Source organism: Psychroserpens sp. XS_ASV72 (genome assembly GCF_041224425.1).
GTDB lineage: Bacteria > Bacteroidota > Bacteroidia > Flavobacteriales > Flavobacteriaceae > Psychroserpens.
In genome coordinates, this window is the sequence record NZ_JBGFGL010000067.1 from 69,936 (window position 1) to 92,376 (window position 22,441).

At 34.9% G+C, this 22,441-nt stretch carries 20 protein-coding genes; 13 read left to right on the plus strand and 7 right to left on the minus strand.

The window, feature by feature from the left end:
* The first annotated feature begins 21 nt into the window (after window positions 1-21).
* The 6 genes from AB9K26_RS01380 (at window position 22) to yaaA (ending at window position 5,424) form a co-directional block, all read left to right on the plus strand.
* On the plus strand, window positions 22-582 hold the full coding sequence (locus tag AB9K26_RS01380) for a PASTA domain-containing protein (protein ID WP_369970741.1): 561 nt from the start codon (window positions 22-24) through the stop codon (window positions 580-582).
* Window positions 583-1,620, plus strand: coding sequence for an RluA family pseudouridine synthase (locus tag AB9K26_RS01385; protein WP_369970742.1), 1,038 nt, complete (start codon window positions 583-585; stop codon window positions 1,618-1,620). It abuts the gene before it with no gap.
* Window positions 1,621-1,688: 68 nt separating this feature from the next.
* Complete coding sequence (locus tag AB9K26_RS01390; RefSeq protein WP_369970743.1) at window positions 1,689-1,910, plus strand: hypothetical protein; 222 nt, start codon at window positions 1,689-1,691, stop codon at window positions 1,908-1,910.
* A 93-nt stretch (window positions 1,911-2,003) separates the two neighbouring features.
* Window positions 2,004-3,179 carry a glycosyltransferase family 9 protein gene (locus tag AB9K26_RS01395; protein ID WP_369970744.1) on the plus strand — a complete coding sequence of 392 codons (1,176 nt, stop codon included), beginning with the start codon at window positions 2,004-2,006 and terminating at the stop codon, window positions 3,177-3,179.
* 2 nt (window positions 3,180-3,181) lie between these two features.
* Entirely contained in the window at window positions 3,182-4,564 is a 1,383-nt protein-coding gene (locus AB9K26_RS01400) for a DUF5672 family protein (RefSeq protein WP_369970745.1), read from the plus strand.
* A 101-nt stretch (window positions 4,565-4,665) separates the two neighbouring features.
* Complete coding sequence (yaaA, locus tag AB9K26_RS01405) at window positions 4,666-5,424, plus strand: peroxide stress protein YaaA (RefSeq protein ID WP_369970746.1); 759 nt, start codon at window positions 4,666-4,668, stop codon at window positions 5,422-5,424.
* Here yaaA and AB9K26_RS01410 read toward each other — a convergent pair whose 3' ends face one another.
* Complete coding sequence (locus AB9K26_RS01410) at window positions 5,425-5,550, minus strand: 30S ribosomal protein THX (protein ID WP_369970747.1); 126 nt, start codon at window positions 5,548-5,550, stop codon at window positions 5,425-5,427. It lies immediately after the preceding gene.
* Window positions 5,551-5,607: 57 nt separating this feature from the next.
* Here AB9K26_RS01410 and AB9K26_RS01415 point away from each other — a divergent pair, with 57 nt between their 5' ends.
* A complete protein-coding gene (locus AB9K26_RS01415) occupies window positions 5,608-6,279 on the plus strand; it encodes a uracil-DNA glycosylase family protein (RefSeq protein WP_369970748.1) in 672 nt (223 codons plus the stop codon).
* 3 nt (window positions 6,280-6,282) lie between these two features.
* Here AB9K26_RS01415 and AB9K26_RS01420 read toward each other — a convergent pair whose 3' ends face one another.
* The 4 genes from AB9K26_RS01420 to htpG form a co-directional block, all read right to left on the minus strand.
* A complete protein-coding gene (locus AB9K26_RS01420; protein WP_369970749.1) occupies window positions 6,283-6,450 on the minus strand; it encodes a hypothetical protein in 168 nt (55 codons plus the stop codon).
* A complete protein-coding gene (locus tag AB9K26_RS01425; protein WP_369970750.1) occupies window positions 6,451-6,924 on the minus strand; it encodes a DinB family protein in 474 nt (157 codons plus the stop codon). It abuts the gene before it with no gap.
* 211 nt (window positions 6,925-7,135) lie between these two features.
* Window positions 7,136-7,720, minus strand: a complete 585-nt coding sequence (locus tag AB9K26_RS01430; protein ID WP_369970751.1) for a Crp/Fnr family transcriptional regulator — start codon at window positions 7,718-7,720, stop codon at window positions 7,136-7,138.
* A 290-nt stretch (window positions 7,721-8,010) separates the two neighbouring features.
* Window positions 8,011-9,918 (minus strand): molecular chaperone HtpG, encoded by a 1,908-nt coding sequence (gene htpG, locus AB9K26_RS01435; protein ID WP_369970752.1) that lies wholly within the window; start codon window positions 9,916-9,918, stop codon window positions 8,011-8,013.
* 184 nt (window positions 9,919-10,102) lie between these two features.
* On the opposite strand from htpG, the gene AB9K26_RS01440 reads away from it, so the two are divergent.
* On the plus strand, window positions 10,103-11,113 hold the full coding sequence (locus AB9K26_RS01440; RefSeq protein ID WP_369970753.1) for a 3-oxoacyl-ACP synthase III family protein: 1,011 nt from the start codon (window positions 10,103-10,105) through the stop codon (window positions 11,111-11,113).
* Window positions 11,114-11,549: 436 nt separating this feature from the next.
* Here the strand turns inward: AB9K26_RS01440 and AB9K26_RS01445 are convergent, their stop codons facing one another.
* Window positions 11,550-14,036: a TonB-dependent receptor domain-containing protein gene (locus AB9K26_RS01445; protein ID WP_369970754.1), complete on the minus strand. Its 2,487-nt coding sequence runs from the start codon at window positions 14,034-14,036 to the stop codon at window positions 11,550-11,552.
* A gap of 172 nt (window positions 14,037-14,208) precedes the next feature.
* Here AB9K26_RS01445 and AB9K26_RS01450 point away from each other — a divergent pair, with 172 nt between their 5' ends.
* Entirely contained in the window at window positions 14,209-14,571 is a 363-nt protein-coding gene (locus AB9K26_RS01450; protein ID WP_369970755.1) for a CoA-binding protein, read from the plus strand.
* Here the strand turns inward: AB9K26_RS01450 and AB9K26_RS01455 are convergent.
* Entirely contained in the window at window positions 14,558-16,018 is a 1,461-nt protein-coding gene (locus AB9K26_RS01455; RefSeq protein ID WP_369970756.1) for a sodium:solute symporter, read from the minus strand. The two genes, AB9K26_RS01450 and AB9K26_RS01455, sit on opposite strands and share 14 nt — an antisense overlap.
* A 149-nt stretch (window positions 16,019-16,167) precedes the next feature.
* Between AB9K26_RS01455 and AB9K26_RS01460 the strand changes: the two genes are divergently transcribed.
* The 4 genes from AB9K26_RS01460 (at window position 16,168) to AB9K26_RS01475 (ending at window position 22,360) form a co-directional block, all read left to right on the plus strand.
* A complete protein-coding gene (locus AB9K26_RS01460; protein ID WP_369970757.1) occupies window positions 16,168-19,149 on the plus strand; it encodes a T9SS type A sorting domain-containing protein in 2,982 nt (993 codons plus the stop codon).
* Between the two features lie 61 nt (window positions 19,150-19,210).
* Complete coding sequence (gene recR, locus AB9K26_RS01465; protein WP_369970758.1) at window positions 19,211-19,828, plus strand: recombination mediator RecR; 618 nt, start codon at window positions 19,211-19,213, stop codon at window positions 19,826-19,828.
* Window positions 19,829-19,835: 7 nt separating this feature from the next.
* Entirely contained in the window at window positions 19,836-20,942 is a 1,107-nt protein-coding gene (locus tag AB9K26_RS01470) for a glycosyltransferase family 2 protein (RefSeq protein ID WP_369970759.1), read from the plus strand.
* A gap of 80 nt (window positions 20,943-21,022) precedes the next feature.
* Window positions 21,023-22,360 (plus strand): dihydrolipoamide acetyltransferase family protein, encoded by a 1,338-nt coding sequence (locus AB9K26_RS01475; RefSeq protein ID WP_369970760.1) that lies wholly within the window; start codon window positions 21,023-21,025, stop codon window positions 22,358-22,360.
* The last annotated feature ends 81 nt before the right edge of the window (window positions 22,361-22,441 follow it).

Genomic DNA, 22,441 nt, shown 5'->3' on the forward strand with positions numbered 1-22,441 from the left:
TGTCAACAGATCATATTTTAAATGAGTTTCATTAAGTTTTTAAAAAGCAAGGAATTTCTTAAACAAATCGCTTTAGCCTTAGTAGCTTTGGTTGTATTTGTTTTTTTAACATTATGGTGGCTCAAAAGCACTACTAACCATGGTGAATTTGTTGTTGTTCCAGATTTAAAAGGAAAAACTGTAGAGACGGCTAAAATAGAACTTAATGATAATGATTTGGTGATGGAAATTCAAGACTCTGCCAATTTCAACCCGGATTATCCAAAATATTCTGTCATCGAGCAATATCCAGAAGCTGGTAGTCAAGTCAAGGAAGACAGAAAGATCTATTTAATTTTAAATCCATCAGGTTATCGAAAAGTAGCCGTTCCAGATATCGTAAGACGAACGTTTCGTCAAGCCAAACCTACTTTGGAGGCTTTAGGTTTTGAAGTTGGAGAAGTTACGTATGCAGATGATATTGGAAAAGATGAAGTCCTTTCCATTCGTCATAAAGGATCACCAATTAAAGCTGGAGAGATGCTGCCTTTGACATCTAAAATTGATTTAGTACTTGGCAACGGGAATCGATCTTCCAATTAAATGAATACATCTGAATATCCTATAGACGACGATAATAACGATGAGTTATTTGAGCATCATTCTTTTATTGCCGATAAAGGTCAAACACCTTTGCGTATTGATAAATATTTGATGAATCGTATTGAGAACGCTACCAGAAACAAGATTCAAGCTGCTGCAAAAGATGGAAGTATTTATGTGAATGGTACACCTGTGAAATCTAATTATAAGGTTAAGCCTTTTGATGAGATTAAGGTTCTTTTGGAACATCCACCTTATGAGTATTTGTTGACACCTGAAGATATTCCTTTGGACATTGTATATGAAGATGATGAATTGTTGGTGGTGAATAAGCCTGCAGGAATGGTTGTACATCCTGGTCATGGGAATTACTCAGGAACACTTATTAATGCGTTGATTTATCATTTTGATAATTTGCCTAATAACAGTAGTAATCGTCCAGGTTTGGTTCATCGCATCGACAAGGATACTAGTGGGTTATTGGTTATTGCAAAGACGGAACAAACCATGACGCATTTATCCAAACAGTTTTTCGATAAAACCAGTGAACGTGAATATGTGGCTTTAGTTTGGGGTAACGTGGAAGAAGACCGAGGAACCATTGAAGGTCATATCGGCAGACATCCTAAAAATAGATTGCAAAACACGGTATTTGAAGGTGATGACATTGATAAAGGGAAGCCAGCTGTCACTCATTATAAGGTTATAGAGCGTTTAGGTTATGTGACTTTAGTATCCTGTAAACTAGAAACTGGTCGAACCCATCAAATACGTGTGCATATGAAATATATAGGTCATACATTATTCAATGATGAACGTTATGGAGGTGATCAAATTTTGAAGGGAACAACCTTTAGTAAATACAAGCAATTTGTAGAAAATTGCTTTAAAATATTACCAAGGCAAGCACTACATGCCAAAACCTTGGGATTTGTTCATCCAAAAACAGGAAAACAACTTCAGTTTGATTCTCCAATCCCAGAAGATATGCAGCAATGCATCGAAAAATGGAGGAATTATGCTAAGCATGTGGATTAAGAGAATTGGCATTAGGATAATTAAAATAAAATGCTAAATTTGTTTATACGATTAAGATTATTAATTCTATGAAAAGAAGAGATTTCATAAAGAGAACAGGTCAGACGTTATTGATAACTTCTGTTGCCAGTATTATTGGGGTTTCTTGTAATTCATCTGATGATAGTGATGATGATGGAATGTTCAATGATGGTTATTATGATGATGGCTATTATGACGACGGTTATTACGATGATGGTTACTACGATGATGGATATTATGACGATGGCTATTATGATGGCGGTTATTAAGTCCGAGTTACTTTAATTTTAAAATATTTTACATTTTTTGAGCTTCCTTTTTATCATCAGTGTTAAAAAGGAATTTTTTTATAATATTGTTTTATGTCTTTAGGCAATTCTTATTCCAATTCCTCAATTTTAGTATACAAGAGTTATGGTGGTATCGGAGATATTTTCTTCACCCTTCCATCCCTATACATGTTAAAACAAAAATTCAATAAGGTTACTTATGCCACACAGCCAAGGCTAGTTCATCTATTTTCTAAACATCTTGACGGTATTGAAGTTGTTAGTGAAGATGAGGTTGATGAGTCTCTGTATGATGAGGTCATTGAATTGGGTAACTATCCAAAGTTCAGTAATGATTTAGAAAAGCAGCCTCAAATTACGTATCACACTCACAAAAAGGTAAAACAGCATGCTATCGAACATTACAAGGATGGCATCATTTCTAAATTTCCAGATATTGTAAAGAGTAATGAACGATACCCTTATTTTGAGCAAATAGAAACGGATGAGCTGTATTATACGGTTCATCCAGGAGCTGGATTTTTACTCAAAGCTTGGCCTGTGGAATACTATGCAAGGCTTATCGAAATTATTCACGATAAGTTTCCAGAGTTAAAGGTTAAAATTATCATTGGTCCAAACGACCCAAATCCAGAATCGCTTTTTTCTTCTGAAAATTTGAAATATGAATTAATAACTGGCGATATTGATGAGGTTGCTGAAACCGTTTCAGGAGCATTTTTTCATATTGGTAACGATGCTGGAATGACCCATTTAGCAGGAGCTTTCAATATCCCAATTTTAACCATTTACGGTCCTACAGGTCCTGGATCTTGGGGTGCTTTTTCAGAGCATGTGGAACTCATTTGGGGAAAACGAGGCAATTGTGGACAACGATGCAATTATAATGTGATTTTAGCTTGTGAGGATCGTGTATGCTTGAATAATGTCTCACCTCAAAAAATGATGTTTTTATTGTTGCGATTACTAAAACGAATTGGGACGCAACCAAGCTTTGTTTTTCAATTAAATCCAGATTTTGATTATACCATGGATGATAAGGCTGTTATATTCAAAAGTAAGGATAACGAATACCTTATTGATATTCATGATAGTAAAAGCTATCAATTTATTGAAGAAAATCTTCAAGAGAATACCATTGATACAGAACACATGCCTAAACAATTCATGGAGATTTTTGACGCTTTAATACAGTTGGAATTATTTGAGCCTTTACCTAAAATATTAGCCTTAAAACATAGTCTTTAAACATGCATTATCTCGAAAATGTCACACTTTTAGGAATAGACTGTATTGATATTGATCGCTTAATATTCGCAGCAGATGTCTCAGAAAAATACATCAAGTTCAAAACGGTTAAACTTTTAACCCATTTGGACTCTTCAGATGATCGAATTGTAAAAATTCCTAAGATAGATACCATTGAAGCGTATAGTGAATTTATGATAAAGCATTTAGATACATATGTCGATACTGATTTTGTCTTAACTATCCAATATGATGGATTTATTGTGAATCCTGAACAATGGAAGCAAGAATTTCTTCAATATGATTATATTGGTGCACCTACAAAATGGGGAATGGGAAATGGCGGATTTAGCCTTAGGTCAAAAAAATTATTGCAATTACTTTCCGAAGACGACCATATCACATTTGTGCATCCAGAAGATATTCGAATTTGTAGAACTTACCGATCATATCTTGAAAGTAAAGGTATTAAATTTGCTCCTTTAGAGTTAGCTCATGATTTCAGTGTTGAAAATGGGATTTGGAATCATCAATTTGGCTTTCACAATGCTGATATTTCTGCTTGGGAGATTGAAAAATTTGCAGACTCTGTAAAGCATGCAGCATATATTTCACATCACCAAAAATATTATGTCAATACAGATATTAGACTTACCTATATTGTTCAGTTTTATCTCGAGGATAATGAATACAATCCGATTCAAGAACTCATAGATATTTACAGTAGGTACAATCCTGAAGTGATAAAAAAAATCCATTTTGTTTTTGTTGATGACGCTTCAAAATCTCCGATTGAAATCGCTGAGGATGTCAACCTAAATTATACATTGGTTCGTATCAATGAAGATATTCCTTGGAATCAACCAGGAGCTAGAAACCTTGGTGTGACCTTTGCCAAGTCTGAAAATATTGTTGTAACCGATTTAGATATTTTTTTTCCTGAAAACCTATTGGAAAGTCTGCTGTATTTCCATCCACCTCGAAACTCAATTTTTAAGTTTAGAACCTTTGCGGGTTTAAAACCTGTAGATGCCCATTTTAATGTGTTTTTTATGAATAAAGAAGTGTTTCATAGAACTAATGGAGTAGATGAGGAGTTTAGTGGCGCTTATGGTCAAGATGATGTGTTTTTTTACTTTTTGCAGAAAGCTATTGGAACAAAATTCTATTTGTATAGCTATTCCAATATCGTTCATAAAGAACATAAATATCATAAGCATACCCAACACAATCCTTTAATTAGGGATACTGCAAGAAACCTTAAAATCTTGGATCGAAAAATGAAAATCGTTAGATCTGGAGATCGAGATCCACTTGAGGCAAGAAGTGACTTATATCTCAATTTTACATGGAAGGTTTTACAAGAAAATTTTATAGAGATGTAAAAGTGTATAAATTTCATTAATTATACTATTGAAATTATAAAATCTACAAGTTGAATTTTGGGTGATGTAAGTTGTATTTTTGAGCTATAAACATTGAACTTATGAAGCTAGTATTATCTCCAGCAAAATCATTAGACTACGATACTAAACTACCAACAACGAAAACATCTGAAGCATGTTTTTTGAATGAGGCTGAACGCTTAAACAAATTGTTGAAGAAGAAATCAGCAAAAAGTTTATCGAAATTGATGCATATTTCTGATAATTTAGGTCAACTTAATTACGAACGCAACCAAGAATGGAGTCTTCCATTTACCAAAGATAATGCACGACAAGCAGTTTATGCTTTCAATGGAGATGTTTACAGAGGATTGGATGCTTACACCATTGAAACCAAAAAGCTTGACAAACTTCAAGATACGGTTCGAATCCTTTCAGGACTTTATGGTGTTTTGAAGCCTTTGGATTTGATTCAACCTTACCGTTTGGAAATGGGAACTAAATTCCCTGTAGGGAAGAATAAAAACCTGTACGATTTCTGGAAAAAGCAAATCACCCAATCCTTAAACGATGAACTTGAAGATGGTGAGTTGTTTCTTAATCTTGCCAGTAACGAGTACTTTAAGGCTGTCGATACAAAAGCCTTGAAAGTTCCTGTTATTGATATTAAATTTCAGGAGCTCAAAAACGGTACCTATAAAACCATCGCGATTTTCTCAAAAATAGCTCGTGGTCTTATGACACGATACATAGTTGATACAGATGCTAAGACTATTGAGGATATTAAGGGATTTGATTATGAAAATTACCGTTTCACTGAAAACTTATCATCAGAGAAGGAATTAGTTTTTACGAGATAATTATCCTTTTTTATTTGGGTTGATTTTATCTTCGGTTCTTGGACGCTTTTTAATCTTTGGTCGTCTTGCACCATAAGTTCCTTTGTGTATTTTTCCGCGTCTGGTTTTTTTATCTCCTTTTCCCATAATTCATTTTGATTTTCATTAATTTACAAAAAACTACTGTTTTAATCAAGTCCATTCTTGTTTTTGCATAAACATCCATACGAACCATTTATCACTGAAACAACTGAGAAATTGATAGTTGGTACTTTACCACCACCTCGATTTAGTGTTGGAGAATTATTAGAAAAAGATGTTGACTTTTGCTATGGAAGTTACTACAACTCTTTGTGGTTATATATTGATGAAATCCATGATCTCGGATTGCGTTTTGATAATTCCTCTGAAGCGGTAGAACAGCGCAAATCGTTTTTGATAGAACATAAAATAGGTGTTTGCGACATTGTTGATAGTGCTTATCGAGAAAAAATCGATGCTTCCGATTTGGGAATGACAGAAGTCACCTTGAGAGATATTATGGGCTATTTAAAGATCTATCCAAACATTCATACACTTTTGTTTACGGGAGGAAACAGTAAAAATGGACCTGAGTATTTTTTCCGAAGACATTTGAAATCCTATAAACTAAAACTAGAACTTGTTTCTAATGAAGTTCCAAGAATTCATCAATTTAAAATGAGAGATAACGATATAAAGAAAGATAGGTTGATTACCACAGTATCATTGACGTCGGTTTCTGGGGCAGCAAATATATCGATTAGTAGGTTGCCATTGTACAGACAATTAAAGGCAAAAAACCCAAAGTTCAATACTTTTGATTTTAGATTACTTCAGTATCGAGAGTTTTTTTGAGTCTTACTTTTTGTCTTTTTCAGAACGTTTCTTTAGGGCTAATCCAATGGCAGCTCCTAATGAAAGACCAACAGCAATCCAAATGGCTAGATTGTCTGTTGCTATTCCGATGGCAGATCCAATCGCAATCCCGAATGACATACCCAAAGGAAGGTTTTTGTCTTGTTTCATTTATGTAATTGTATTGGTTAGTTTTTTTATTAGCGCTATTTGACCAAAATGATAATAGCTATGTTCAATCAATCCTTCAATGTTTCTAGCATAGGTTCCATATTTTTCATCTACAAAAGTTGAATTTAATTGCGCTTCCGTCAATTTTTCAACATGATTGGCAAATAATTCGGCATTAGAGAATAAATTTTGTCGCATTTGCACCCATTCATTTTCAGATTCAATTTGAGGGGAATCAAAACTATACTGATCTTTAATACTTAAAGGTCCTCCATTAAAAACCTGTAAGATACCTTCAAGATAATAATTAATATGGAATGTAAGTTTGGCAATGGTATTCAATGTCTCTACTTGATAGGACGCTTGTTTGAAATCCACACCGCTTAATAGCAACTTGTAATTGGTTCCCGCAATCCAAGTTCCGTTTAAGAATAATTCCCTTAAGCGATTTGCTAATTGTTTCGATGTAGTCATAAGCGTATTCAAACAAGTTTGATTGAAAATACAAAAAAAGAGTTAGATGTGTCATCTTTGGCTATAAAAAAAGCGCAAGTCATAAGACTCGCGCTTTTTTAGCTATTAATCATTAGGGATTTTTTATATAGGTGTATCATTGACACTTTCCCATATCCGTTGCAAATATATGTTAACAGATTAATATAAAAATTGATGTATGGTAATTAGTCTAGTTAGAGGCTAATTCTTTTCTAATTCTACTAAGGCTTTCGGTGGTAATACCAAGATAAGATGCTATATGATAGTTCTTTACAGACTTTTCAATATTTGGATAACGTTTTATAAATCTTAAATAACGCTTGCTAGCAGGCTGTGATAATCCTGATAGGATACGTCGTTGGAAAGCAGCAAAGGCTCTTTCTAGTTTAACTCTAAAAAAAGATTCAACTTTAGGGATGCTTGAATAGAGGTATTCTTTGTCATTTTTAGAAATTCGATACAATACTGCGTCTTGAATCACTTCTATATTCATAAGTGCTTTGCTATCTGAAAAAAATGCCGTAAAATCACTAATCCACCAATCACTAATGCCAAATTGTATTGTATATTCTCTTCCTTGTTTATCAACGTAAAAGGATCTTAAACAACCATCGAGAATATAATATTGGTAATCTACGGTATCATTAGCCTTAATGATAATATCTCCCTTTTTGTAAGTGACTTTAAAAAAAACAGATTCGATAATCTTAATTTCTTCCTCATTGAAAGTTAAGTCCTTAAAGATTTTCTTTATGACAGAGTTATCAGAACGCATCTAAAGGTAAAAGGTTGATTTCCAATTAAGATAAGCATTCGTTATGAAATCACCAATAAGCTTCGACGAGAATTCTTAAAAATTAGTTGAGTAGCTTTTTAGGAAGGATTTTCATATCTATTACCTTTAACGAAATCTTTGTCAAGAATAGTTTTGCAACCTGGTAATGAATTATCAAATACGGTTGATTCTTCTGCTTTGTTTGTTATGAAATGGATAGGTTTGAAATAAAAAACCACCTTGAATTTTCAAAGTGGCTTTTAGAAGTTTCGAAATAACTAGTATTTCAATTATTTGATCATATCATAGCTACGCTTGATAAAATTGGTGAGCTCTTCACCTTTAAGTAATCCTTGAGACAAACGCGCCAAGTCTAAACTTTGGTTAATCAAGCGTTCTTGTTTTTTCTTGGTTTTTGTGTTTAGTATTTCACTAACCAATTCAGAATTTGTATTGACCACCAAATTGTACATTTCTGGCATATTTCCCATGCCGAACATACCACCTCCTGTTTGCTGCATTTCCTTCATACGACGCATAAACTCAGGTTGTGTGATTAAAAATGGAGAGGCATTGCTGTCCATTGCTTCCAATTGCACCATGAATTTTTCTGAAGGAATGACCTCTTTCAGTAATTCGTCAAGTTTGGTTTTTTCTTCTTCAGAGAGTTTAGAAACCGACGTATCGTCTTTCTTGATTAAATTATCGATATGGTCGGCATCTACACGAGCAAATGAAATATTTTCTTTAGTTGATTCCAGTTTTTGCATCAAATGGCTCACAATTGGAGAATTCAATAATAAAACCTCATAGTCTTTAGCTTTTGCGGCTTCAATATAAGCATGCTGAGCATCGGTATCTGAAGCGTAAAGAATCACCAATTTGTCATCCTTGTCAGTTTGTTTCGCTTTGATTTTGTTGTATAACTCCTCATAGGTAAAGTATTTACCATCAACAGTTGGGTACAGTGCAAAGGCATCTGCTTTTTCAAAGAATTTCTCTTCGGAAAGCATTCCGTATTCAATTACAATTTTTATGTCGTCCCATTTCTTTTCAAAATCTTCGCGATTGTTATTGAATAACGATTTCAATTTATCGGCAACCTTACGTGTAATGTACGATGAAATTTTCTTAACTGCTCCATCTGCTTGTAAGTAACTACGAGAGACATTTAACGGAATGTCTGGAGAATCGATAACACCACGTAGCATGGTTAAGAATTCAGGGACTATACCTTCCACATTATCGGTTACAAAAACCTGGTTTTGATACAATTGAATTTTATCCTTCTGAATGTTCAAATCGTTGGTCATCTTAGGGAAATATAAGATTCCAGTTAAATTGAACGGATAGTCCACATTTAAATGAATATGGAATAAAGGTTCCTCAAATTGCATTGGATACAATTCCCTGTAGAAGTTTTTATAGTCCTCATCTTCTAAATCTGTTGGTTGCTTAGTCCAAGCTGGATTCGGATTATTGATGATGTCATCAACCGTAATTTTTTTGTGAGGCTCTTTGGTTTCCTTGCCATCCTTGTCTTTAATCATTTTTGGCTCAAACTCAGGATCATTGATTTCCTTCGTTCCAAATTTGATAGGAATAGGCATGAACTTGTTATATTTCATCAACAGTTCACGAATCTTGCCTTCATCCAAGAATTCTTCAGAGTCCTCAGCTACATGGAGAATAATTTCAGTACCTCGTTCTATCTTGTCGGCTTTTTCCAAAGTAAATTCTGGTGAGCCATCACAAGTCCAATGTGCTGCTGGTTCATCTTTAAACGATTTGGTAATGATTTCTACTTTATGGGCAACCATAAATGCAGAATAGAATCCCAATCCGAAATGACCAATGATTCCAGCGTCTTTGCCTGCATCCTTATATTTGTCTAAAAATTCCTCAGCACCTGAAAACGCAATTTGGTTGATGTATTTTTCAACTTCATCAGCAGTCATACCAACACCTTGATCGATAATATGGATTTGTTTAGCATCCTTGTCTATTTTCACTTCAATAATAGGATTTCCATAATCTACTTTGGCTTCTCCCAATCGCGTTAGATGTTTTAGCTTCAAAGTTGCATCTGTAGCATTACTAATTAATTCACGTAAGAAAATTTCGTGATCGCTGTATAAGAATTTTTTAATGAGCGGAAAAATATTTTCAACCGATACATTAATGTTTCCTTTTGTCATGATATATGTGTTTTTAAAAATTGTATTCAATGTTCACTTTATGACAAAAAAAGTACCAACTCTTAGAAAGTGACAAACTGACATTTTTTAACTATTATGCATGCATAACGAATTGAATTGGGTTTCGTGATAAAGTAGCCTTGAAATGGTTAAATTGCAGAACTTACAATAATTTAAAATTACGATGTACAATTCCAAAATAATAGGCTTAGGACATTATGTTCCAGATAATGTTGTGACCAATGACGATTTAACAAAACTAATGGACACCAGTGATGAGTGGATACAAGAGCGCACTGGAATCAAAGAGCGTCGTTGGGTGAAACCTGGTTCTGATGATACGACTGCTACCATGGGTGTAAAGGCTGCTAAAATAGCAATTGAACGTTCTGGAATTGATAAGGATGATATTGACTTTATCATCTTTGCGACCTTGAGTCCAGATATGTACTTTCCTGGGCCAGGTGTTCAGGTACAACATGCCTTAGACATTAAAACCGTTGGTGCTTTAGATGTGCGTAATCAGTGTTCAGGATTTGTGTATGCAATTTCTGTGGCTGATAATTTTATTAAAACTGGAATGTACAAGAACATTTTGGTTATTGGCAGTGAGTTACATTCTTATGGTTTAGATAAGACAACTAGAGGAAGAGGCGTTTCCGTGATTTTTGGCGATGGAGCAGGAGCAGCGGTTTTGACTAGAGAAGAGGATGCCACAAAGGGTATTTTGTCAACCCATTTACATTCACAAGGGGAACATGCTGAAGAATTGGTGTTGATTGCTCCAGGAATGGGTAAACGTTGGGTGAATGATATTCTTGCTGAAAACGATCCTAATGATGAAAGCTATTATCCATATATGAACGGTCAATTTGTATTTAAAAACGCAGTGGTTCGTTTTAGTGAAGTTATCATGGAGGGCTTGCAGCACAATAATTTACAGGTTTCTGATATTGATATGTTGATTCCGCACCAAGCTAACTTACGAATAGCACAATTTATCCAACGTAAGTTCAAGCTTAGTGATGACCAGGTATTCAACAACATTCAAAAGTATGGAAATACCACAGCAGCTTCTATTCCTATTGCTTTGACAGAAGCTTGGGAAAAAGGAAAAATAAAAGAAGGTGATACGGTTGTGCTTGCGGCTTTTGGTAGTGGATTTACTTGGGGAAGTGTAATCATTAAATGGTAAAAAAAAACCCGAAACCTTACGATTTCGGATTTCCTCGCTATTAATCAATCTTCACTAACACTAAAACTATAAAACAGTGATTTGTTAAACTGATTAACTTTAAAACTTATCACATATACAAGACGCTGAAATTTCAATTTTATTATATCAAATACCTAATTTAACTATCAATTAACACAAAAAAAGTTCGCACGAGGTAAATGCGAACTTTTTTGCTATTTATCAATCAACTTAAAACATATTGATCATGGATTATTAATCTCAAAAATCAATGTCGTTGTGCTTTAGTCGTTTAAGTATCAGATACTTTACAATTGATTAAAAAAATACTTTAAAAAAAACCCGAAGCCATAAGACTTCGGGCTGTAGACTTAATAACCAAACTTAACACTAACCATCAACTATTATGTAGGCTATTAAGAATACTAAACATTGTTTACAGGAATCCGCCTCCACCAGAAGCTTCGTTGTCATCGCGATTCTTACGTTGTAAGGCTCTGTATTTTCCGCCTCCAAAGCGATAGGAAAGGGCAATATTCCAAGTGTTGCTTTCCCAGTTGAATTGACCAACTTGAGGATAAGGTCTGTCGCCTTCAAATTCAAATTTCATGGTATTGAAAATATCGCTGTAGTTGAAGCTAAAGGTAGCTCTGTTATCTTCAAGGAAACTATAACGTAAGCCAGTATTGACCATAAACATTGGTTTTCTAGTAAACTGTAAGCCTTTTTCTTCACCTCTGTACATGGTGAATAACGACAAGTTTAATTGCTTGGTTACCTTAAAATTGTTAAACCATCTAATGTTGTATACAACATTATCTACTTCAATCGATGTACGAGAAATATCATCAATGGTTGCCACTTCTATAGGTTGTGTCAATTCTTCGGCAATACCTTTTTGGGTTCTGGCAAATAAGTCGAAACTCGCATTTAAGCTCCACCATTTAGTAGGTCTGTAATTGCTGCTCAATTCCACACCGAATGCTGTGGTGTTTTCGAAATTGTCAAAAGTCAAGATGTTTTTGTTGAGGTCTAAACGATCAATAAAAACGGCTCTGTTGATTTCATCTTCAACCAAACGATAAAATACGCCAGCAGTAATCGTTCCTTTTTCGAGATTACGTGTGTAGTTCAATTCGACAGAGTTGGTGAACTGCGGTTGGAGATTTGTATTTCCAAAAGAAGAAATCAAAGGTGTGCTCCATTCGCGGATAGGGTTGACCTGTTGTAAACCTGGTCTGTCAACACGTCGACTTAAACTCATTTGGAATGTGTTTTTATCACTAGGAGTATATGTCGCAAAAACAGAAGGGTAAACCTGAATATAATCGTTTTCAAAAGGGATATTGTCTTCACCATTTACCGATTGACTAATCGCAGAGGCATCTTCGGTTACACTTTCAGCTCTAATGCCTACTTGATAGCTCCATTTTTCAAACGCTTTTCCATACGTTGCATATATTGAATAAATGTCACGCTTATATGTAAAGTCGGTACTTGGTGTTGGAATAAATTCATCACCATTGTTTGGTGTCATATCCTGCAACGGATTTACAGAAAGACCTGAAGAATCATAGTCAATGTTGGTTTCAAAAAGACGTGCTTCAGCACCAACCTCAAGTTTTGTTTTTTCATCTAACGGATTGGTGTAATCAAGGTTAACAACCGTTTGATCTCTATTCGTATCTACAAAATCTCTGTAGTTAGGTGGAAAAGGAATGTTTGTAAAACTAAACCTTGCTATTTCGTCTTGATTGAACGTACTGTAATCTACCTCAAGGTCTAATTTTTCGCCTTCTTTTTTAAACTTATGATTATAAATTCCATTATACTGTGATACAACATTATCTATGGTATTATTAAAATTTTGAAGTTGAAGCGGTTCATTTATATATTGAATTCCGGTAGAACCAGTACCTTTTCCGTCAAATAAATTTTGATTGGTGAAAAATGAGAAGGTATTGTTATCGTTCATATAAAAATCGACACCAACCTTATAAAGATGTGATTTATTATTATTGCCAAAATCAAAGTTTTGAACCGATTGATCATCCAATCGTTCAATGTTTCCATAATTGGCATATTTACCGATATTGTTTCCGTAGTTTCCGTAAAAATTGAACTTTCCATTACGATAGTTCATGTCGATGGAACTGTTGAATTTCGCAAAGATTTCCTTTGTTAATCCAACATTAATATTTCCATTGAAACCAATAGTAGTGTTTTTATGCAAGATGATATTAATGATACCGCTCATGCCTTCTGGATTGTATTTTGCAGATGGATTGGTGATTAACTCTATTTGTTTGATAGATGTAGATGGAATTTGCCTCAAGAGTTGCGCAATTGGAACATTTGATAATTTGCCATCTACCATCACTCTTACATTCTCATTACCTCTAAGACTGATGTTTCCAGTTTGTTGATCAACATTAACAGAAGGCAGATTGTTCATAATGTCACTTGCCGTAGGTCCGGAAGTCGTTAAATCCTTTCCAATGGTGATGACTTTGCGATCTACTTTTTGTTGAATGGTGGTTACTTCAGCAACCACAGTAACTTCGTCTAAGCTTTCAACGTCTTCTTCCAAATAGATATCGCCAACATTGATTTTGTAGTTACCTTTTCCTATGGAAATAGGTTTGTTCACGGTTTTAAAACCAATAAATTGGACACTTAAAATAACATCGCCTTCAGGAATGTTGTTAATTTCGAAAGTTCCGTCATCATTGGTGATTCCTCCAGTAATGGTATTAGACTGGGTGTCTTTAATAATGACATTGACATAGGGTAATGGTTGGTTGAGAGAAGCGTCGATTATTCGACCCGAAACGGAACCTTCTCTAGCTTCGACAGCTTCTGGGTTAAGAGCATTTGCCATTACAGAAAGTAATAGCATACACCATAGTGTAATTCTATTCATTTTTTGATTGATTGAGTTAATATTGTTCTTGTTTAAAAACAAGTGATACAACATAGACGCCTATATTTCATTTGTGTTACTTCTTTTAACACAACTTAACACGCTTTTAACAAAAAACATGATTTCTTTACGACAAATAGAATGACTAGCTTTATGAATTAAATTTGATTAGATGAATAAAAAAACTTTAGTGTTTGGAGCCTCGCTAAAACCTATGAGATATTCTAATATTGCTATAAATCGTTTGGTTCAAAACAAACACGATGTAGTGGCTTATGGATTAAAGGAAGGTGTGGTTGCAGGCATTACAATTGATACCGATTTAAAATCTTATGAAAACATAGACACAATTACACTATATCTTAATCCGCAAAGACAAAAACCGTATTATGACTATTTGATTTCATTACAGCCCGAACGGATTATTTTTAATCCTGGGACGGAAAACCCTGAATTCCAAAAGCTATTGCAAGACAATGATATTGAATTCGAAGTGGCTTGTACTTTAGTATTGTTAGGTACTAATCAATATTAGTTTTTGATTGTGTAGTTATTAATAGTAAGCCTAAAAAGGTCAATAAACCATTGACGATTAAAATTTCAAAACCAATTTGATAGCCGTTCAGCAATTCTTCCGAATAGATGTTTATGATGTATGACAAGACAGGAGCAACAATAGCTATAATCCATACATAGCTATCTTTCAAATGCTTTTTGGTTAAGATACCAAAAGCAAATAATCCCAGTAAAGGGCCATAAGTATAGCCAGCTGCCTTGAAAAGTTCCCAAATAACAGACACATCTTTAAACAGTAAGTCAAACAAGATGATAACAATAACTAATATCACACTAAACAAAATATGTATCTGTTTTCGATATTTTTTTTGATCTTTTTTGGGTTTTTTATCCAGTTCAATAATATCAATACAGAATGAAGTGGTTAAAGATGTTAAGGCACTGTCTGCACTACTGTATGCTGCGGCAATAAGTCCGAGTAGAAAGAATGATGAGGTAACTACTCCTATCTCTGGGAGCATAGCAATTGTTGGAAATAAATCATCTTTTTTTGCAGTGATGCCATTTTGAGCAGCATATTGAGTAAGTAATAATCCTAAGGATAAAAATAGAAGGTTTACAAAAATCAAGATGACACTAAAACTGACCATATTTTTTTGAGCTTCCTTCAAGTTTTTACAAGTCAAGTTTTTCTGCATCATATCCTGATCTAGGCCTGTCATGGTAATCGTAATGAAAACACCTGCTAAAAAGCTTTTCCAAAAGTATTGCGAGTCATTACCGTCTTCAAAAAAGAAGACCTTGCTCAATTGGCTCTCTGCAATGCTGTTATAAACTTCTGAAACACTACTCATACCTAGAGCGCTTGCTAAAAAAGAAATTGTAACGATAACCGAAACCAACATGAATAAGGTTTGAAGTGTATCTGTAAAAATAATGGTCTTGATACCTCCTTTAAAAGTGTATAACCAAATAAGAGCAATCGTAATCACAACTGTTACTGGAAATGGTATAGATAGATTTTCAAAAACCAATAATTGTAGAACTTTAGCTACCAAAAATAGTCGAAATGCTGCGCCAACAGTTCTCGAAATTAGGAAGGCAATGGAACCGGTTTTGTAGCTCGTATTTCCAAACCGTTCCCTTAAATAGGTGTAAATCGAAGTAAGATTCATTCTATAATAAAGCGGTAGCAACACATACGCAATAATGAGGTAGCCAAAGAAGTAACCTAATACAACCTGAAAGTAACCAAACTGTTTGTCTTCAACAGCTCCAGGAACAGAAATGAAAGTAACGCCAGATAAGGAAGCGCCTATCATTCCAAACGCTACCAGATACCAAGGAGCCGACTTGTTAGCTTTAAAAAAGGCTTCATTGGAATCTTCTTTGCCAGTAAAATAAGAGATTATTATAAGTAAACCAAAGTAGGCAAGGATAAGTAAGATAATAGCGTTCGTAGACATAGTTTGGTTTTAACAAATTATTTGGTTCAAATACCTTATTTTAGCAAAAAAATTGTAAACAATATTAAGTATTTATTATTAAAAAAGGGCTTTTCTTATAACAAAGAAGCATAATAATACTTTGGTTTTACCCAAAATTTAATATACTGATGAAAAATAGTTGTGTACTACTCGTTCTATTATTTATGTTTGGCACTACATGGTCTCAAAGCTACAGAGAAATGATAGCTAAAGGAACTTATACAGTTCAAGAGATTCAGGAAGTTGCTGAAGCCTATTTTGCTGAAGTTGGAACAGGCCGAGGAACAGGTTATAAACCATATAAACGTTGGGAATACCAAGCGCAGCAAGACATGGATGAAAACGGGATGTTGAAATCCCCAGAGTTTTATTTCACTGAACTTGAAAATTATAACAGTTATTTCAATCAGAATTTTGGAGCTGCAAGAACAACAGTTGGTACTTGGCAACCTTTAGGTCCAGAATACTGGAACCAAACCTCTGGATGGAATCCAGGAGTTGGAAGGGTGACTTCTATAGCTGTGGAACCATCAAATCCTAATCATATCATCATAGGGTCTGAAACAGGAGGAGTGTGGAGAACCATAGATGGTGGTGCGAATTGGACGGTCTTAACTGATAACCTTTCAACACTTAGTGTAAATGCATTGGCCATGGATCCAACAAATCCAGCTATCTATTTTTGGGGTTCTACAGGTGGAAGTATTTTTAAATCGACAGATTCAGGAACTACTTGGAACCTACATGCTGATACAGGTAGTGGAAGAGTTAATAAGATTTTAATTGACCCAACGAATACCAATAAAATGTATTGTTCTGTAGAAAGTGGAGGTATTTTTAAATCTACAGATGGTGGATTGAATTGGTCTTTGATTCATGATTCTGCAACCAATGGATACGATGTAGAATTCAAACCTGGCGATACTAATGTAGTTTATGCTTCAGGTAATGCCTTTTTTAAATCTGTGGATGGTGGACAAACATTTCAAACACCTAACGGATTAAGTAATTGGAGCCAAGAATATATAAGTGGTGAAAATAACTGGACTACTGGAGGAGCAAATCAAAATAGTACAGTCTTTCCTCGAACAGGAAGCGCTATGGCAATTTGTTATGTTAGCGATTTTAGCTCACCTATTACTAATCTCGTCTCACCATCGATTGATATTTCAGCAGCAAGTGAACCGAAATTAAATTTTTCATTTACAAATGTAAATTGGGCTGGAGATATTGATGCTTTACGCGTGCTTTACAAGACGTCTTCAGGAGGCTCATGGATTGAATTAGCCAGTTATACTGCAGAATCTGCAGTTTGGAATGATGTTGTTTTAAATTTGCCAAACCCGAGTTCAGATTATTATATCGCTTTTGAAGGAACAGCAAATTATGGAAGAGGTTTGACCATTGATGATGTTTCAGTTACTGATCCATCTTTAGGTATGGAGTTTTTTTCTGACGGTTTTGAAAATGTTCCAAATGAATTCTCTTCAGGACCTAAAATGATAGGGGTTTCAGCCGATGACCCTAATATGGTGTATGTGGTAGAGGCCTCAGGCGGAACTTTTGGAGGGTTTCATAGATCAACAGATAGTGGAAACAATTTTACCAAATTGGATCATGGTACCAATAATTATTTTGGTTACAGCTCATTTGCTGATGATAATTTAGGTCAGGCACCAAGAGATATGGATGTTACAGTAAATCCTCTTAATGCTATGGATGTGCATATAGCTGGTATTTTGTCTTGGAGATCAACTAATGGTGGAGATACATTTAATATTACTTCGCAATGGATTCCACAGAATGCATCAAGCCAAAATATAGGCTATTGTCATGCCGATATAGATATTTTGGAATATGTTGGAAACCCAACAGATGGCTACAAACTTTATGTAGGTTCCGATGGCGGTATATATGTAGCTGATGACCCACTAAATGTATCCACTTCCTACTACAGGGATTTAACGCCTGGACTAGGGATTAGACAGTTCTACAGAATAGGAATCAGTCAAACCGACCCTGTAATTGTTACAGGAGGTTCTCAAGATAACGGGACTTCAGTTCTGGGAAGTAATGGTGTGTGGAAAGATTGGCTTGGTGCTGATGGTATGGAAACTTTTGTAGATAAAGACAATTCTAATATATTGTATGGAACTTCACAAAATGGAACACTTTATAAATCTGTTAATGGCGGAAATAGTCAATTTTGGTTCCAATCTCCACTTGGCAAAACGGGTAACTGGATTACACCTTTTGAACAAGATCCTAATCAATCAAATGTAATATATACTGGATATGATGAAGTTTATAAATCAACGGATGGAGGAAATAACTGGGTTTCAATTTCCCAGGATTTCGGTCCTAATCTAAACCATTTGAAAATTGGTCCTGATAGTTTTACAATGTATGCTGCATTTGGTAATACTTTATATAAAACGGAATCTGGTGGTAATTTTGGATTATGGGGACAATTAACAGGGTTCAGTGGTTCGATAAACTCTATCGCTATCCATCCAACCGATCCAGAAAAAGTTGCTATCGCTACTACTGGTTCCCAGAAGGTATATGTGTCGACTAACGGAGGAGATACATGGACTTCCTATTTGTTGAATCTTCCAAATTTTAGTGCTAGAGCTTTGGTGTGGGACGACAATGGAAATGATGGTTTGTACTTAGGGATGAATTATGGGGTCTTTTATATTGATAACACTTACACCGAATGGCAGCCCTTTAGTAATAATCTGCCAAATGTGATCATCAGTGAACTGGAAATCAATACAGCAAATAATAAAATATATGCTGCAACCTATGGAAGAGGTCTATGGGTATCAAACCTTTTTGATGACACACTTAGTGTCGAAAATTTTGATTTAAATACTTTTACTTTATTTCCAAATCCAGCTAAAGACCAAGTAAGCATATCTTGGAATAAAGCAGATAAAGTTTCGGTCAAAATTTATAATGCTTTAGGAAAATTAGTGTATTACAGTAAAGAAAAGGTTTTAACATCTGCACTTAATGTCGATACCTCTCAGTTTGATTCTGGTTTGTATTTTGTGTCTGTCAATAATGCTAATGGTGTGGTGACCAAAAAGCTAATTATTGATTAATCCTCTTAAGTTTTTCTAGCTGCGTTGATATACGTGGCTTTTTTGATGTAATTTTATACCTATGGAATTCGCTTCTAAACTTCTTGAGAATGCTGTCAATGAGATGTCACAATTGCCAGGTGTAGGTAAGCGAACGGCATTGCGTTTGGTACTACATCTTTTAAGGCAACCTGAATCACAGAGTCATAATTTGGCCAAGGCTCTAAGTGATATGAGAAGTCAGATAAAATTCTGTGCTAGTTGTCACAATATTAGCGATACCGATTTATGTGAGATTTGTGCCAATCCACATCGAAACACTGATATTATTTGTGTTGTTGAAGATATTAGAGATGTCATGGCCATCGAAAACACCAGTTCGTTTCGAGGTTTGTACCATGTTTTGGGCGGTAAAATATCTCCAATGGATGGTATCGGACCAAACGAACTTAACATCAAATCCTTAGTTGAAAAAGTAAAACAAGGTCATGTTAAGGAGTTGATTTTTGCTTTAGGATCAACGATGGAAGGAGATACAACCAATTTTTATATCTATAAGCAGATTCAAGATTATGATGTCATTACTTCTACGATTTCAAGAGGAATATCTGTAGGAAATGAATTAGAGTATACAGATGAAATTACTTTAGGAAGAAGTATTATCAATAGAATTCCTTTTGAAGCTTCATTAAAATCCTAAATCCTGTTTGAAACTTTCTGTAGTCATATTAAACTATAACGTTCGCTATTTTTTAGAGCTTTGCCTTAAAAGTGTGCAGGCCTCAATCAAGAATCTCGACGCAGAAATCATTGTTGTCGATAATAATTCTTCTGATGATAGTTGCGCTATGGTAAGGTCTCAATTTCCTGAGATAAAACTTATTGAGAACCAACAAAATTTAGGCTTTTCAAAGGGTAATAATATTGGTGTTTCAAAGGCAAAAGGGCACTATGTATGTATTCTAAATCCTGATACGGTTGTGGCCGAAGATACTTTCGAGAAAGCATTGGCTTTTGCCGATTCAAAAGAAGATCTTGGCGCTTTAGGATGTAGGTTAATTGATGGTAAAGGGCAATTTTTACCCGAATCTAAACGCTATGTTCCAACACCAAATGTGGCTATTAAAAAAATGTTGGGTTTCACAGATTCTTATTATGTAAAAACCTTAAATGAGCATAAGACAGGATCTGTTCCCATTTTGGTTGGTGCTTTCATGTTGCTCAAGAAGAAAGTATATGTACAAGTCAATGGTTTTGATGAAGATTACTTTATGTACGGTGACGATATAGACTTGTCCTACAAAATAGAAAAGGCAGGTTATCACAACTATTATTTTGGGACATCAACTGTGATTCATTATAAAGGAGAAAGTACTCTAAAAAACAAAGAGTATGCGCAACGTTTTTATGGTGCTATGCAAATCTTTTATCTAAAGTATTTCACGTCTAATGTGATTTTTAATATTATGGTTTGGTTTGGAGTGCGATTAGCAACATGGTTTCAAAAGCCACCTAAAAACAAACCTATTGATACAAAACGTGTAGTGTTTATTTCCAATAGTATTAATAAAGACTTGAAGCATACTTTAAAGAAAGAACTTCTCTTAGAAACTGAATTAAAAGTTTATCAAGACAATACGGAATATATTTTAGACAATAATTATCTCAGTTTTAAGTCAATCATCGAAATCCTATCCAATACACCTAAAAATTGCAATGCCACTTTTAAAATTTTACCAAAAAAGGCTACCTTTATCGTTGGAAGTAATAGCTCCAAAAGTAGAGGTGAAATAATTCACCTTAGTCAGAATTAATTAAATTAATCGCAACAATCGAATTGTTTTTTTATTAATTTTGCAACCATCAAATAGAATTCAGACCTTAGATTACAGATATGGCAAAATTTGAACTTAAACTTCCTAAAATGGGAGAGAGCGTTGCTGAGGCAACAATAACATCGTGGTTAAAAGAAGTTGGTGATACTATAGAAGCAGATGAAGCGGTTCTTGAAATCGCTACAGATAAAGTCGATAGTGAAGTGCCAAGTGAGGTTGATGGTGTTTTGGTTGAAAAATTATTTGATGTTGACGATGTGGTTCAAGTTGGACAGACTATTGCGGTGATTGAAATTGATGGAGAAAGTCCATCTACTGATGACACACCAAAATCTGAACCGAAATCACAAGAAACTGTTTCAGAACCTGTTGCTGTAGCCGAAGTTTCTAATACGGTTACTGCCGCAAAAGAAGCGGTAGCAGCACCAGTTGTAAGTTCAGGTGATCGCTTCTATTCGCCTTTGGTTAAAAATATAGCAAAACAAGAAGGTATTGCACAAAACGAACTCGATCAGATTCCCGGAACAGGTAAAGATGGACGTGTCACTAAAAATGATATGCTGTCCTATATTGAAAACAGAAATGGACAACCACAGGTTGCTAAAGAAGTTCAAACACAAGCTGTTCCGAGTTCGGAACCAAAAAAACCGCAACCTAAAGCTGAGCCAGCACCTGTTGTAGCAAGTGGAGATGATGAAATCATTGAAATGACTAGAATGGGTAAACTCATAGCCCATCACATGGTCGAGTCGGTTCAAACCTCTGCTCATGTGCAAAGTTTTATTGAAGCCGATGTGACTAAAATATGGAATTGGCGTAATAAGGTTAAAGATGAATTCTTTAAGCGTGAAGGGGAAAACCTGACTTTTACACCTATTTTTATGGAAGCTGTTGCTAAAGCTTTGCGTGATTTTCCAATGATGAACATTTCGGTTCAAGGTGATAAAATCATTAAAAAGAAACATATTAACTTAGGAATGGCGGCAGCCTTGCCAGATGGGAACCTTATCGTACCCGTTATTCGTGATGCAGATCAATTGAACTTGGTTGGTATGACCAAAAAGGTCAATGACTTGGCGAATAGAGCGAGAAACAATGCCTTAAAACCTGATGATATTCAAGGTGGTACTTACACAGTGACTAATGTCGGTACGTTTGGAAGTATTATGGGAACGCCAATAATCAACCAGCCTCAAGTGGGTATTTTAGCACTTGGAGCCATTAGAAAAGTGCCTGCAGTTGTAGAAACTTCAGAAGGTGATTTCATTGGTATCAGATACAGAATGTTTATGTCACATTCTTACGACCACAGAGTTGTTAATGGAGCACTTGGTGGTCAATTTGTAAAAGCCGTCAAGGATTATCTTGAGGCTTGGGATTCAAATAGAGAGATATAATTTTAATTACATATAAATAGAAAGCACAATTTTATCAATTGTGCTTTTTTATTGGTGTAAAATTCATTTTCTCGGCATTCT